This is a genomic window from Streptomyces sp. NBC_01017 (genome assembly GCF_045162795.1).
In the GTDB taxonomy this organism is placed as follows: Bacteria; Actinomycetota; Actinomycetes; order Streptomycetales; family Streptomycetaceae; genus Streptomyces; species Streptomyces machairae.
Genome location: NZ_CP108683.1, coordinates 1,624,592 through 1,640,090, shown reverse-complemented (window position 1 = coordinate 1,640,090; position 15,499 = coordinate 1,624,592). Strand labels below are relative to the sequence as shown.

The following is a 15,499-nucleotide window of genomic DNA, read 5'->3' as shown; positions in this document are numbered from 1 at the left end:
GACCAGGGGAAGGTGCATGAGGAACTTCCGGCTGCTCGTCCTGGGCAACGGCATCTCGGCGTACGGCAGTTACCTGAACATGGTGGCGCTGAACGTCTTCGTCTACGACGCCACGGGCAGCGCGCTGGCCGCAGGCCTCTTCATGGCCGTACGCCTGGCGACGAGTGTCGTGTCGGGCTGGGTGAGCGGGCGTCTCGTCTCGGCCTACGACCGCAAGCGCCTGATGGTCGGCGCCGACCTGTGCCAGGCCGTGGCGCTGCTGACACTGCTGCTCGCACCGGACGCGACCCGCGTGGGGCTGCTCTACGTCCTCGCCGTGGTCACCGGCGGCTGCTCGACGCTCTCCCAGGTGGCCCTGCGCAGCAGCATCCCGGAGATCGTCGGGGCGGAGCACCGAGTGCGCGCCAACGGGCTGCTGGTGACCGGGCGTTCACTCGCGATGATCGCCGGGTTCGCCTCGTCGGGCGTGGTGGTCGCGCAGCTCGGCTACTCCGCGGCGTTCGCCCTGGACGCCGCGTCCTTCCTGATCTCGGCGACGGTGCTGTTCCTGCTGCCCGTACGCACCAGGGCGGTGAAGAAGGATGACGCCGGCGCCGGCTCCGCTGAGTCCTCCGGGGCCGCGCGCTGGACGGCGCGCATGCTGCTGGCCACGGCGCCGCTGCTGATGGCGATGATCGCCATCAGGGCGGTGGACGGGCTGGGCTCCTCCTCCCACAACGTCGCCCTTCCCATCTACTCCAGCAGCCTGGACCCCGACCATCCGGCCACGTTCATCAGCCAGTTCTGGGCCACCTGGGCCATCGGCAACATCGTCGCCCAGCAGGTGATCGGGCGGGTCACCAAGAAGACCGGGCGCACGCCCGGGGAGCGGGCGTTCGCGCTCGGCGCCTGTGTGATGTCGGCCGGGTTCATCGTGGTCTTCAGCGGGCTGCCGACCCTGCCCGCGGTCATCGCCGCGCTCGTCGCCGGCGCCGCCGACGGGTTCACCGAGATCGTCTACGTGTCGCGGCTGCAGGCCGCCCCGGACGAGCAGCGCGGCCGCCTCTTCGGGCTCTCCGCCTCGGCCGAGAACGCCGGCTTCGGCCTCGGCATGCTCGTGAGCGGCGCCCTGCTGGAGACGTTCTCGCCACTGCAGGTCGTGGCCTCCTTCCACGGCCTCGCCATCGTCCTCTGCGGGACGCTGCTCCTGCTGCTTCTGCGCCGGGGCGTCCCACGTGACCATGTCGCTGCGGAAACGATCAGCCAGGACAAACCGACGGTGACGGAGGGACGCAGCTGATGACCACGAACGACCCCGACCCGCGGATGGCCGTCGTCGGCATGGCCTTCCGGCTGCCCGGCGCGAACACGCCCGAGGAGTTCTGGCGTGTCATCCGTGACGGCACGGACTGCATCACCCGGTTCACGGACGAGGAGCTCGACGCCGCCGGCGTACCCGCCGAGGAGTACCGGGCGGCTGACTTCGTCGGCGCCTCCGGGGTGCTGGACGACATCGCCGGTTTCGACGCCCAGCACTTCGCGATGAGCGCCCGCGAGGCCAAGATCACCGATCCCCAGCACCGCATGCTCCTGGAGTGCGCCCAGCACGCCCTGGAGAACGCCGGCTACCCGGACGAACGGGACGGCAGCCGCGTCGGCGTGTACGCCAGCACCGGATATCACCTGTACACCCTGCAGAACTACCTCCTCAACAACGTCCTGCCCAGCCAGGCCGCCTCCGACTGGATGGCCGGCATGCAGATCACCGTCGGCAACTACGCCGACTTCACCGCCACCCGGATCGCCTACCGGCTGGGCCTCACCGGCCCCGCGGTCAACGTCCAGACGGGCTGCTCCAGTTCGCTGGTCGGCGTGCAGGCCGCCGCGCAGTCCCTGCTCCTGGGCGACTGCGACATCGCCCTCGTCGGCGCCACCGCCGTGCATGTGCCGCAGGTCGTCGGCTACCGCTACGTCAAGGGCTCGATCCTCTCCAAGTCCGGCCGCCTGCGCGCCTTCGACGCCGGAGCCGACGGCACCGTCGGAGGAACGGGCGTCCTGGCCGTCGTACTGAAGAGGCTGGGCCGGGCGGTCGCCGACGGCGACACGATCCACGGGGTCGTCCGCGGCTGGGGGATCAGCAACGACGGCGCCGACAAGAAGGCGTTCACCGCCCCGAGCGCCCGGGGCCAGCGCGCGGCCGTCCGCCAGGCCCTGCGGCGCGCCGGCGTCGGCGCGGACAGTATCGGTTACCTGGAGACCCACGGCACCGGCACGCTCAAGGGCGACCCGATCGAGTTCGACGGCGCCACCGGCGCCTACCGCGAGGACACCGACCGCACCGGCTACTGCGCCCTCGGCTCGGCCAAGGCCAACATCGGCCACCTCGACGCGGCCTCCGGACTCGCCGGACTCGTCAAGACCCTGCTGGTCCTGAAGCACGGCGTCATCCCGCCGATGGCGAACTTCAGCGAGCCCAACCCCGCCCTCGACCTCGACCACAGCCCCTTCTACATCCCCGGCACCGCCCGGCCCTGGCCCGAGAGCGACGTGCCCCGCCGAGCGGGCCTCACCTCGCTCGGCGTCGGCGGCACCAACGTCCACCTGATCCTGGAACAGGCCCCCGAACCCGCTCCCCGGACCGACGCCGCCGCACCCGCGGACGTGCTGCTGGTCTCCGCGAGCAGCGAGGCCGCCCTCGCGGACAACGCCCGCGCCTTCCGTGACCGGTTACGGCAGCAGCCGGGGCCCCACCTGGCGGACCTGGTCACCACCGCCGCCCTCGGCCGCGTCCACGGCCGCCACCGGCTCGCAGTCCGTGGCACCACCCCGACCGCTCTCGCCGACGCCCTTGACGCCTTTCTCGCCGGAACGGCCGGGGCGACGGCCACGGCGGGGACGACGCCGGCGGAGGGCCACGCGCGCGTGGCGTTCCAGTTCACGGGGCAGGGCAGCCAGTACGCGGGTATGGCCGACGCCCTGTACGAGCGCTTTCCGGTCGTACGCGAGGTCCTCGACGCCTGCGACGACCACTACCGCGACCTCACCGGCGACTCACTGCTCGCCGCGCTGCGAACGGCAGACGCATCGGGGGAGGGGACACCGGAGCACACGCCCGACGGGCCGTTCGCAGGCACCGACACCGCGCAGCCCGCGCTGTTCGCCCTCCAGTGCGCCCTCGTCCGGCTCTGGCGCGACACCGGCGTCGAACCGTACGCCGTCACCGGGCACAGCGTCGGGGAGTACGCCGCGCTGCACGCGGCCGGAGCCCTCTCACTCCACGACGGTCTGCGTCTCACCACCGAACGCGGCCGGCTGATGCAGCAACGCTGCGCCCCCGGCGCGATGGTGGCCGCGGCGCTGGACCGGGCGGCGGCCCTCGCCCTGGCCGCCGAAGTGCCCGGCCTGGAACCGGCCGTGACCAACGGAGAACGCGCACAGGTGCTCGCCGGGCCGGTCGAGGCCGTGGAACGGGCGTGTGCCCTGCTGGACGAGCGCGGCACGCCGGGCCGGCGGCTGACGGTGACCCGTGCCTTCCACACCGCTCTGATGGAACCGATGCTGGAGGAGTTCCGGAAGATCCTCGACGACGTCGACTTCCGTCCGGTACGGATCCCGTTCGTCAGCGCCCTCGACGGAGTGACCCGCCCACCCGGCTGGACCCCGGACGCCGACTACTTCCTACGGCACACCCGCGAGCCCGTCCGTTTCGACGAGGCGCTCCGCGGCATCGGCGCCGGGCTGCCCGACGCCCTGCTGGAGATCGGGCCGCACACCACCCTCAGCGGCCTGTCGCGCCGGGCGCTGCCCACCGTGCAGTCCCTCCCGTCGTCGCGGCGCGGCGCCGGGCTCGGCGCCCTGTGGGGTGCGGCGGCGGGGCTGCACTGCGCCGGGGCGGACGTCGGCTGGCGGGTCCTGCTGGCCGGCAGCGGTGGCAGGCGTGTCCCGCTGCCCGGATACCGGTTCCAGCACAAGAACCACTGGACAGGGCCGGAGTTGACGGCCCTCAGCACAGGAACACCAGCGAGTAAGGGAGCCGAAGTGGTTCAGCAAGAGGCAGCGGTCGCGCGCGTACTCCACAGCATCGTCGAGGCGACGGCCCGGCACCTCGGCGAGGAGCCGGCGGCGATCGTCGGCGACGCGTCCTTCTTCGACCTCGGCGCCGACTCGCTGCAGATGATCAGCGTGCTGCGGGAGCTGGAGCAGGAGCATCGGGTCAAGGTGACGATGCGGCAGCTGTTCGAGGAGACGGGCACGCCGCGGCGGCTCGCCGAGTTCATCGTCGCCCGGATGCCGGGGACGACAGGCGGGACGGCACCGGTCGAATTCCCGGCGGCGCGGGCCGGGTCGGCACAGCCGGTCACTCCCGAAGCTCCCGCTCGCGAGCCCGCTCCGGAGCCCGTCGCACCCCAGCCCCTCGCGCCGCCCAGCGTTGCCGCACCTGCACCCACACCTCCACCCGCGCCGGTTCCCGCACCCGCGCCCGCCATGACCGCGCCCGCCACCCCCGCACCCGCCCCCGAGTACGCGACCCGCGAGGAGCTGGAGGACCTCGCCCGCAAACTCCAGCAGATATCCCAGATACAGCTGCAGATGATGTCCCAGCTCTCCCAGTTGCTCGCCCTCCAGACGGCCTCGGTGACCGAGCGGCTCAACGGCAAGGTGGCCAAGTGACCGGGCTGCACGGCATATCCGCCGCACTGGACCAGGACCTGGCGGCGATGACGGAACTCTCACAGCGCATCGCCGAGCAGATGGGCGGAGCCGGCGCCTCCGTCCCGGAGCAGCGGTCGCCGGAGGCACCGCGCGTCCACGGACCGCGCGTGACGGTCGCGAAGACCTCCGGGATGGTGCGGGACCTGTCACCGCACTCCCAGCAGGAGCACCTCGCCGATCTCGTACGCCGCTACACCGCAAGGACCCCGACCTCCAAGCGGATCGCCCAGCGCTACCGCCGCGTCCTGGCCGACAGCCGTGCCGTCGTGGGCTTCCGCAGCGGCACGAAGGAGATGCTGTACCCGATCGCGGGCCACCGGGCGAGCGGGGCACGGCTCCAGGACGTCGACGGCAACGAGTACGTCGACATCACGATGGGCTTCGGCGTCCTCCTTTTCGGTCACGAACCCGACTTCGTCACCGAGGCCGTGCGCGAGCACCTGTCCCGGGGCATCCAGCTCGGCCCGCGCAACGTCGAGACCGGCGAGGCGGCGGAACTCCTCGCCGAACTGACCGGCCTGGAGCGGGTCGCCTTCGCCAACTCCGGTACGGAGGCCAACTCCGCGGCCATCCGCCTCGCCCGCGCCGCGACCGGCCGCGACAAGATCGTCACCTTCCTGGGCGCCTACCACGGCCACGCCGACAACGTCCTCGGCCGCGCCTCGGGCAGCGGCACCGACCAGGTCACCGTGCCCGTCTCCCGAGGCATCCCGCAGGCTTCGGTCTCCGATCTGCTGGTCCTCGACTACGGCACCGACGCCGCCCTGGAGGCGATCGCCCGGCACGCCGACGACATCGCCGCGGTCGTCGTGGAGCCGGTGCAGAGCAGACACCCCTCCCTGCGGCCCGTCGAGTTCGTACGGAAGCTGCGCGAGCTGACCGGCCGCCACGGCATCGTGCTGCTCTTCGACGAGATGCTGACCGGCTTCCGCCCCGCCCCGCGCGGCGCGCAGGAGCTGTACGGCGTCACACCCGACCTCGCCACGTACGGCAAGCTGCTCGGCGGCGGCTTCCCCATCGGGGCCATCGCCGGCCGCGCCGACATCATGGACGGCGTCGACGGCGGGCACTGGTCCTACGGCGACGACAGCTACCCGCCCGCCGACACCACGTTCTTCGGCGGCACGTACATCCAGCACCCGGTGTCGATGGTCGCCGCGCGCGCCGTGCTGACCCACCTCAAGGAGCACAGCCCGCACCTCCAGGAGCGGCTCAACGCGCGTACCGCCGAACTGGCCGCGACGCTCAACGGCTTCTTCGAGGCCGAGGAGTTCCCGCTGCGGATGAGCCACTTCGGCTCCCAGTTCCGCTTCGAGCACCGCGCCGACATGGAGCTCCTCTACCACCACCTGATGCTGCGCGGCGTGCACGTCTGGGAGTGGCGCAACTTCTTCCTGTCCACCGCGCACACGGACGGTGACATCGAGTTCGTGGCGGACGCCGTACGGGATTCGCTGCGCGAGCTGCGGACGGCGGGCTTCTTCCCGGGCGGGCGGCCGGTTGCGCCGAAGGCCGCGCCACCCGAACCGAAACCGGCACTCGCACCGGCCCGGGCCGCGGAACCGAAACCGGCTGTTCCCGCGGCGCCCCCCGCCCCGGTCGCCGCCATGGCCTGGAACGCCGCAGCCGTCACCGACTCCCGCACCGCACCCGTGAGCGAACCCGCCGCCCGCACCACCGACTTCAGCGTCTACTTCTTCGGCGACTACCCGCAGGAGGCCTCCGGGCCGGGCAAGGGCGGCCAGTACGAACTGCTCATGGACGTCGCCCGGTTCGCCGACCGGCACGACTTCCATGCGCTGTGGATGCCCGAGCGCCACTTCCACTCCTTCGGCGGCCTCTTCCCGAACCCCGCCGTGCTCGCCGCCGCGCTGTCCCGGGAGACCGAACGCATCCGGCTCAACGCCGGCTCCGTCGTCCTGCCGCTCCACGACCCCATCCGGGTCGCCGAGGAGTGGTCGATGGTGGACAACCTCTCCGGCGGGCGTGTCGGCATCGGCGTCGCCAGCGGCTGGAGCGCCAAGGACTTCGTGTTCTTCCCCGACCGTTTCGGCCGGCACAAGGAGCTGATGTACGAACAGCTGGAGGAGGTAAGGAAGTTCTGGCGCGGCGAACCCGTGCGCCGGGCCAGTGGGGCCGGCGAGGCCGAGGTACGCCTCTTCCCGCGTCCGGTGCAGGACGCCCCGCCCATGTACACCGCAGTGGTCGGCAACCCCGCCTCCTTCGAACTCGCCGCCCGTCACGACCTGGGCATCGTCACCAACCTGATGACCCAGAGCGTCGAACAGCTCCGGGAGAACATCGCCCGCTACCGGCGTACCCGGGCCCAGCACGGCCTGGACCCGGACGCCGGGCGGGTGGCGGTCCTGCTGCACACCTACCTCGCGGCCGACCACGACGTCGCGCGGACCGAGGCGTACGAACCGCTGTCCCGCTATATGCGCGCGTCCCTGTCCGTGTTCAGCGGCGTCACCAACAGCCTCGGACACAACGTCGACCTGGCCGAGCTGAGCGAGGACGACCTGGACACGGTGTTCCGCCGGGCCTACGGCCGTTACTGCGACCAGCGCGCCCTGATCGGCACGGTGGACAGCGTCCGCCCGGTGGTGGACGCGGTGACCGCGGCGGGCGCCGACGAGATCGTCGCCCTCGTCGACTTCGGTGTCGCCCCGGACGACCTGCGCGAGGGCCTGCCACACCTGGACGCGCTGCGCCGCACATACCGGCGGACAGCTGTTTCCGCCCCTGCCGACGCGCCGCTGTCGCCCGGCCAGGAACGGATCTGGTTCCTGGAGCGCCTGCTCCCGGGCCGTACCGCCTACAACGAGGTCAAGGCGATCCGCCTAGAAGGCCCTCTCGACGTACCCGCACTACGTGCGGCACTGCGCGGCCTCGTCGCCCGGCACGAGGGGCTCCGCACGGTCTTCCGGGAGAGCGGAGGGGAGCCACGACAGGTGGTGCGGGCGGCGCCGGTCGAGCCCGACTTCGAGGTCCTCGACGGCACCAGCAACCCGCGGACCGCGCTCGGCGACGTCCTGGCCGCGGAGAGCGCACGCCGCTTCGACCTGGCGGACGGACCGCTGTTCGTCACCCGGTTGGTCAGGCTCGCCGAGGCGGAACACGTCCTCGTGCTGTCCCTGCACCACATCGTGGTCGACGCGGCCTCCGCCACGGTCCTCGCCCGCGACCTCTCCGCGCTCTACCGCGCCGAACGCGACGGCACCACCCCCGACCTGCCCCCGCTCACCTGGAGCTACGCCGACCACGCCAGGGAGCAGGCGGCGTCCGCGAACAGCCCCGAGGCCGACGAGGACCTGGCCTACTGGCGCCGCACCCTCGACGGCGACCTGCCCGTCCTCGCCCTGCCCACCGACCGGCCGCGCCCGCCGACGATGACCTCCAACGGCCGGGCGGTCTTCCACACGCTCGACGCGGAACTCTCCGGACGGCTGCGGGAGTTGAGCCGCGCCCGCCGCAGCACCCTGTTCATGACCCTGCTCGCCGGCTACGGGGCGATGCTGCACCGGATCACCGGGCAGACGGACATCGTCGTCGGCACCCCGATCTCGGACCGGCCCGAGCGGGCCGAGCAGGTGCTCGGCTTCTTCGTGAACACCCTCGCGCTGCGCCTCGACCTGTCCGGCGATCCGGCGTTCGGCACCCTGCTGGACCGCGTGCGCACGGTCGCTCTCGACGCGTACGACCACGCGCGCGTGCCCTTCGAGACAGTGGTGCGCGAGCTCGCCCCGTCCAGGGCGGTCGACCGGACACCGGTGTTCCAGGCGTTCGCGGAGTTCCAGCGTGCCGAACCGTTCCGCTTCGACCTGCCCGGCATCGAGACCACCCCGCTGGACGCCGGCCCGGACAAGTCCCTGACGGACCTCACGGTCTACTTCACGGACCAGCCCGAGGGCATCCGCTGCCACCTGGAGTACAACACCGACCTCTTCGACCAGGAGACGGTCGACGATTTCTTCGCCACCTTCCGGACACTGCTCGCCGCAGCGGTCGACACCCCTGACACTCCGCTGTCCCGGCTCGCCCCGGCGGCCGTCGGCACCGCCGCCGACGGGGAGCCCGTTCCGAGGTCCTGGCGGCACGGCCCGTCCCGCCCGCCGGCGGACACCACCGTCCACGATCTGGTCGCCCGGCAGGCGGCCGCCCGGCCGCACAGCACTGCCGTGATCAGCGCCGACACCCGGCTGACGTACCGCGAACTGAACGACCGGGCCGAGCAGTTGGCAGCCGCCCTGCGGGAGCGGCCCGCCACGGACGGCGGTGCCGAGGTCGTGGCGCTGTGGCTGCCGCGCTCCGTCGACCTCGTCGTCGCCATGCTCGCCGCACTCAGAGCGGGCCGCGCCTACGTGCCGCTGGATCCGTCCCTCGGCCGGGTGCGCGCCGAGCAGGTCATCGCCGAGTGCGGGGCGCGGACCGTGGTGTCGGCACCTGCCGGGGCGGCCGCTCTGAAGCTGCCGCCGGGCGTGACCGTCGTACCCCCCGACGCGACAGCGACCGCGACCGCACCCCACCCGCCGCGCCCCGCGTCCGCCACCGACAACCAGTCCCCGTGCTGCGTCATCTACACCTCGGGCAGCACCGGCACACCCAAGGGCGTGGTGCTGGCGCACCGCGCGGTCGTCGACCTGTGCGAGTGGCACCACCGGCGTTTCGCGTTCACCTCGGCCGACCGCAGCGCCGTCGTGTGCAGCCAGAGTTTCGACGCCTCGATCCTGGAGATCTGGCCGGCACTGACCGCGGGAGCGTCGGTCACCATCGCCGAGGAGGAAGTCCGCAGGGACCCGCTGTCCCTGGCCCGGTGGTACGCCGGCGAGCGCGTCACCTTCTCCATCCTCCCCACCGCCCTGGGCGAACAGTTGCTGCGGCTGCCTCCGCACGAGCAGCCGCACCTGCGTCACCTCCTGCTGGGCGGAGACGTACTGCGCACCAGGCCGCGCCCCGAGGCGCCGTACGAGACGGTGAACGTCTACGGGCCCACCGAGACCACCGTGCTGTGCACCACGGAAACCGTCGCCGCGCACAGCGACGACCCCGCCCGTCCGATCGCGATCGGACGCCCGGCCGACAACGTACGGCTGAGCGTGCTCGACGAGTCGGGCAGCCCGGTGCCCGTCGGCACGGTGGGGGAGTTGTACGTCGGCGGACCGGGCGTGGCCCTCGGCTACCTCCACCGCCCCGAACTCACCGCCGAGCGGTTCCTGCCGGACCCGGACGGCGGCCCGGACGCGCGCAGGTACCGCACCGGCGATCTGGTCCGCTGGACCGGCGACGGGACGCTGGAGTTCTGCGGCCGGGCCGACGACCAGGTGAAGATCCGGGGCTTCCGGGTCGAGCCGGAGGAGGTCTCCCGCACGCTCAACGCCCTGGACGGCGTGGGCGAGGCGGCCGTGCTGGCCCGGCGCAACGATCGCGGGGACGCGTACCTCGCGGCCTATGCCGTCCCCGCCGACCTGATCGGCGATGCGGCCGACGACCGGCAGGCCTATGCCGATCTGCTGGCCGAGGAACTGGCGGCCCGGCTCCCGGAGTACCTCGTGCCGCGCGCCTGGCGGGTCCTGCCCGCGCTGCCCGTGAGCGGCAACGGCAAGCTGGACCGCTCCGCGCTGCCGGCACCCGACCTCGTCACCTCGGTACCGACCCGCACACCGAGTGCCGACGGCGAGACTCCCACTGCCGGTCACCCGACGGGCATCGAGCGACGGGTACGGGAGCTGTGGGCCGAAGAGTTCGGCATCGACGCCGACGGCATCGCGGCCGACGCCTCCTTCTTCGACCTGGGCGGCCACTCGATCACCGCGATGCGGCTGGTCAACCGGGTCCGGGAGGACTTCGCCACCGAGTACCCGATGCTGAGCTTCTACCAGGAGCCGACGCTACGGGCCATGACGGCCCAACTGGCCGCGGCGGCGGGCGAGACGGCGGAGCCGGAACCCGCGAACGCCTCACCCGAGGCCGACGACGACGAACCCGGCACGGTGGAGCACCGCGCTCCCGCCACCGTGCAGCAGTCCCGCTTCGCCACCGTGCACGCCGACCACCGGCTCCCACAGGTCTTCAACGTAGCCCTGCGGATCACCCTCACCGGCGATCTGGACGTGCCGGCCCTGCGCACCGCCCTGGCCGGGCTCGTCGAGCGGCACGAGGGGCTGCGGACCCGCCTGGCCCGCAGCGGCGACGGCTGGGAGCAGCAGGTGTTGCGGGCCCGCCCGGTGGAGCTGCCGGTGGGGGACCTGACCGGGCTGCCCGCGGGGGAACGGCAGGCTGCCCTGGACCGGGCCAGTTCCGAGGCGGCGGAGACGCCACTCGACCCCACCGGCGGGACTCCGATGGCGCTGCGCCTCCTGCGCACCGGCGAGAGCAACTGGACACTGCTCCTCGTCCTGCACCACTCCGCCTGCGACGGATGGTCCGTCAGCCTGCTCCTGAAGGAACTCGCCGCGCTCTACGGCTCGGCCGTGAAAGGCGAGTCCCACGCCCTGCCGCCCGTGCAGTGCCAGCCCGTGGCATACGCCCATTGGCAGCAGGATCAGGTGGACGAGGCCGCCGAGGAGCGGAAGCTGCAGTTCTGGCTGCGCGAGCTCGACGGAGTGCCGTTCTCCGTCGACCTGCCGCTGGACCGGCCCCGGCCGCAGAGCGCGAGCGGACGGGGCGGCGCCGTGATGTTCACCGTTCCGGCCGAGACACGGGCCGCCGTGGAGCGGCTGGCAAGACAGCGGGGGACGACGCCGTTCGTGGTCACGGCCGCGGCGCTGGGCCGGATGCTCGCGCGGAAGTCCGGGCAGTCCGACGTCGTGTTCAACGTCTCCTACGCCAACCGTGAGCGCCGCGCGTTCGAGTCCCTGCTGGCCTGCACGGTCACCGGCTTCGCGCTGCCGGTGCGTCAGGGTGTGGCGGGTTCCTTCGCGACCCTGACGGACCAGGTCGCCCGTACGACCGTGGAGTGCATGGACCAGCCCCTGCCGGTGCGCCGGATCGCCCCGGCGATGCGGGAGCGCAAGGGCGTCGACGTGCCGGACCAGCTGGACGTCGGCTTCGCCTACCAGAGCTCTCTGGACGCGGAGGTCGAACTGCCCGGGCTGACCACGGCCATCGAGGACCTCGCGCCCGCCGCGGCCCGCACGGAACTCACCTTCGGGCTCGTCCCGGCCGGCGACGAACTGAAGGGCTTCGTGGAGTACTCGGCCGACCTGTGGGACCGCGCCACCATCGAGGGCTGGACGCGCGACTACGTCGCTCTGCTGAGCGAGGAGGTCGACCGGGCGCTCGGGGGGTGACGCCCGTCCGTGACGCCGCCCCCGCACCGCGCCGGCCCGGCGCGTGGGTCGGCGTCACGGACGCTCACGCGGCGCTGCTGCTCCTCGGCATCCAGTGCCGGCACGTCACCTCGTGCTCGCTGCCGAGGCTCGTCCACCAGCGCTCGCAGCACGCGGAGTCGAGCTCCGCACGGACAATCGCCTCGGCGGCGTCGCCGGCGCGCCCGGCGCGTGCCGCCAACTCCAGGAGCCACCGCCGCTGTTCGCCGATCACGGTCTCCCGAACCACCGCGATGACCGGCACGAGACTGGCGGCGGCGAACAGGCACGCCGCCCACGCGGGCCCGTACCGGATTTCCAGGACCGAGGTCCAGGCCAGCCCCGCACTCGTGGCGATGTAGAGGACGCAGAGAAGGCGGCTGGAGCAGTTCATGGGCGTACACCGTCCTTGGGGCGGGATCGATACCCTTGTCCAACTACTGACGGCCCGTGTGGACTCGGGTGATTTATCCCACCGTGACCTGACAGCAGGCCTCGCCCCGGTCATGACGCGGCGCCGACCACGGCCTTTGCCTGGAACGCGGCCCGATAGGAGTGCGGCGTGGTGCCGACCACGCGGCGGAAGCGCTCACGGAACGCCGTCGGCGACCCGAACCCCGCCTGCCGTGCGATCCGTTCGATCGGATGGTCGCTGTTCTCCAGCAGATACTGGGCCCGCCGCACGCGCGCCCGCAGCAGCCACTGCAGCGGCGTGGTGCCGGTCTGCTCACGGAACCGGCGGCTGAAGGTGCGCTCGCTCATCCCCGAGCGCTCCGCCAACGCTGCCGAGGTGATCTCCCCGGCCAGGTTGTCCTCGATCCACTCCAGCAGGGGTTCGAGCGCCGAGCCGCGCGGCACCGGCGGATACTCGTGCACGATGAACTGCGCCTGTCCGCCCTCCCGTTCCAGCGGTACGACGGACATGCGTGCCGTGTGCGCGGCCACGGCGGAGCCCAGGTCCCGCCGGATCATGTGCAGACACATGTCCAGTCCCGCTGCGGCCCCGGCGGACGTGAGGATCCGCCCGTTGTCGACGTACAGCACGTCCGGTTCCACGTGGACGTCGGGGAAGCGCCGTGCGAGCTCGTCGGTGGCCATCCAGTGGGTGGTGGCACGCAGTCCGTCCAGCAGTCCGGCCTCGGCCAGGACGAAGGCGCCCACGCAGACGGATGCGATCCGGGTGCCCGCCCGGGCCGCCTCGCGCAGGGCCGCCACCACGCCGGGGGAGGGCGGTCCGGTCTCGTCGCAGCCCGGCACGATGATCGTGTCCGCGTCCTCCAGCCCGTCCAGCCCCCGTTCGATCCGCAGGGCGAAGCCCTCCGTGCGCACCTCCGGCGACTCGGCGCACAGCCGGACCCGGTAGGGACGGCGCCCGTCCGGCAGCCGTGTCCAGCTGAACATCTGGAACGGTGTCGCCATGTCGAACGGCACCACGTTGTCGAGAACAAGGATCGCCACGGTGTGCATGAGGGACACCCTAGGTGGATTCCCGCCACCGGCATAAGTGCAGGTGGCTCCGGTGACGTGTGGTGAAAGGGCGGACAGGGCGGTTGGCGAGAACCCGTTGGAAGCTGTCGTTTCAGCCCCTGTGCGATCACCCGGAAGATCCCTAGCGTGGGGCGGGTGACCAAGATCCTCCTCACCCTTCACGTCCTGGCCGCCATCATCGCGGTCGGTCCCGTCACCGTCGCGGCCAGCATGTTCCCCCCGGCCGCGCGCCGCGTCCCGGCGACCGACGGGGCGGTGGCGGTGGGCACCGTCCGGCTCCTGCACCGCATCTGCCGCGTCTACGGCGGCATCGGGGTGTCGGTCCCCGTGCTCGGCCTGGCCACCGGCCTGGCGATGGGAGTGCTGGGCAGCGGATGGCTCATCACGTCCATCGCCCTGACCGCCGCGGCCGCCGGCATCCTGATCGCCTTCGTCCTGCCCCGCCAGGAGGAACTCGTCGGCCAACTGAGCGCCGAGAAGCCCGTCGAGCGCTCGGCAACGGTTCAACTCGCCATGTTCACCGGCATCTTCAACCTCCTGTGGGCCACCGTCACGGTGCTGATGATCGTCCGGCCCGGTTCCACGACGGGCGCCTGACCCGGGGAGCGGGCAACGGGGAACGGGCGGCACCGCGACCACGCGTCGGGGTGGAACCGCCCGTTCGTCGTACGTCAAGCGCTCTGGCAGAATTCGTACTTCAGTGTGCGTCGGCGCCTAGACTCGACAGCCGTGCCCATCTGCACACAGGGCCACGACATGAAAGGCGCGTTGACGGGTGTTCCAGGATTCCCCCATTTACGACCGGCTCATCGCGGAGCGCGGCGACATCCCCACCCAGGTGCGCAGGGAGGCCGAACGCGTCAGCAGGGAAATCGAGTTCGCCATGCAGCCCCTACTGCAGTCCGGCGGCCACGCGCCCCCTCCCGGACGCCCCGCACCCCCCGCCCCGACCTGGCAGCGCAGCGCCCTGCCTCCGGGGCCGCAGTCGCTCTGAGCCCCGGACGGCCGGGCGGACCGGTCACGGCACCTTCGCGCTCGCCCCGTTGGCGTGCGACTGCTCCCCGGAGGCCGGCTGCGCGAGCCACTCGGCGATGGTGCGGGCGATCGGCTGGCCCGTGTCCACCTCGATGAACCCGAACTGCCCCGACTGGTTGCACTCCAGGAACCACCACGTCCCGTCGGCGTCCTCGACGAAGTCGAAGGCGCCGTAGGCGAGTTCCGCGTCCCTCAGATAGGTGCGGACGCCCTCGGCCACACGCGGCGCGACCTCGACGGGACACCACGGCGCGTCGGACTCGGCGAAGCGGACGTCCACCTCGGCCTCGGCACCGGTCGCCTTGCGGGCCGCCAGCAGCTGCTCGCCCACCGCGGTCAGACGGATGTCGGCACGCTTGGCCACGCGCCGCTGCAGGAGCGTGGGCCCGAACGCGACAGCGGAGAAGTCCGCGTCCGGCCCCACCCGGCTGGTCGGCACCGCGCGCGGCGGATCCTGTGGATGCGCGCCGGACACCGGCTTGACCACCAGATCCGGGTACCGGGCGGCGAACTCACGGGCGGCCTGCGGGAAAGTCGTGATCAACGTGGCCGGAACGGGCAGACCGCAGCGCTGCGCCAGCCGCAGCTGCCAGGGCTTGTAGCGAGCCCGGCGCGCCGCGTCGGGGTGGTTCATCCAGCGCACGTCACAGCCGCGCAGCATGCCGTACAGCGCCTGCTCCGCCTCCTGCGTCAGCCAGGCGGAGGGCACGGCAGCCCGCGCCGCCGCGGCCCCCGGCCTGCGCATCCAGATCGACCGCAGGCCGTTGACGCTCACCAGCCGTCCCGCGGACGACAGATGGCCACGGAAAGAGCCGTGCACATACTCGCCCGACAGGGCGACCCCGTCGGTCACGTCGGCGGGATCGAGCCGGACCACCGGAACGCCGGACGCGTTCAGGTGCACGACCACCATGTCCGCCGTCACGTCCTCTTCGTTGGTCACAATCAAGACCGTCATCGTCGGCGACCTGCGT

At 72.3% G+C, this 15,499-nt stretch carries 8 protein-coding genes; 5 read left to right on the top strand and 3 right to left on the bottom strand.

Going from position 1 to position 15,499, the window contains the following annotated elements:
- Positions 1-16: 16 nt before the first annotated feature.
- The 3 genes from OG331_RS07815 to OG331_RS07805 are packed head-to-tail and all read left to right on the top strand — an operon-like array spanning position 17 to position 11,984.
- Complete coding sequence (locus OG331_RS07815; protein ID WP_406193276.1) at positions 17-1,279, top strand: MFS transporter; 1,263 nt, start codon at positions 17-19, stop codon at positions 1,277-1,279.
- Positions 1,279-4,650 carry a type I polyketide synthase gene (locus OG331_RS07810; RefSeq protein ID WP_406193273.1) on the top strand — a complete coding sequence of 1,124 codons (3,372 nt, stop codon included), beginning with the start codon at positions 1,279-1,281 and terminating at the stop codon, positions 4,648-4,650. Before OG331_RS07815 ends, OG331_RS07810 begins: the two co-directional genes overlap by 1 nt.
- Complete coding sequence (locus tag OG331_RS07805; protein WP_406193270.1) at positions 4,647-11,984, top strand: MupA/Atu3671 family FMN-dependent luciferase-like monooxygenase; 7,338 nt, start codon at positions 4,647-4,649, stop codon at positions 11,982-11,984. Before OG331_RS07810 ends, OG331_RS07805 begins: the two co-directional genes overlap by 4 nt.
- A gap of 64 nt (positions 11,985-12,048) precedes the next feature.
- On the opposite strand, the gene OG331_RS07800 is transcribed toward OG331_RS07805, so the two are convergent.
- The gene (locus tag OG331_RS07800) at positions 12,049-12,396 is read right to left on the bottom strand and encodes a hypothetical protein (RefSeq protein ID WP_406193267.1); all 348 of its coding nucleotides are present in this window, start codon (positions 12,394-12,396) and stop codon (positions 12,049-12,051) included.
- Between the two features lie 110 nt (positions 12,397-12,506).
- Entirely contained in the window at positions 12,507-13,469 is a 963-nt protein-coding gene (locus OG331_RS07795; RefSeq protein WP_406193264.1) for a GlxA family transcriptional regulator, read from the bottom strand.
- A 156-nt stretch (positions 13,470-13,625) separates the two neighbouring features.
- Between OG331_RS07795 and OG331_RS07790 the strand changes: the two genes are divergently transcribed.
- Positions 13,626-14,087 (top strand): DUF2269 family protein, encoded by a 462-nt coding sequence (locus tag OG331_RS07790; RefSeq protein WP_406193261.1) that lies wholly within the window; start codon positions 13,626-13,628, stop codon positions 14,085-14,087.
- Between the two features lie 178 nt (positions 14,088-14,265).
- Positions 14,266-14,484 (top strand): hypothetical protein, encoded by a 219-nt coding sequence (locus OG331_RS07785; protein WP_406193258.1) that lies wholly within the window; start codon positions 14,266-14,268, stop codon positions 14,482-14,484.
- 24 nt (positions 14,485-14,508) lie between these two features.
- On the opposite strand, the gene tgmB is transcribed toward OG331_RS07785, so the two are convergent.
- Complete coding sequence (gene tgmB / locus OG331_RS07780; protein WP_406193255.1) at positions 14,509-15,483, bottom strand: ATP-grasp ribosomal peptide maturase; 975 nt, start codon at positions 15,481-15,483, stop codon at positions 14,509-14,511.
- Positions 15,484-15,499 lie beyond the last annotated feature (16 nt).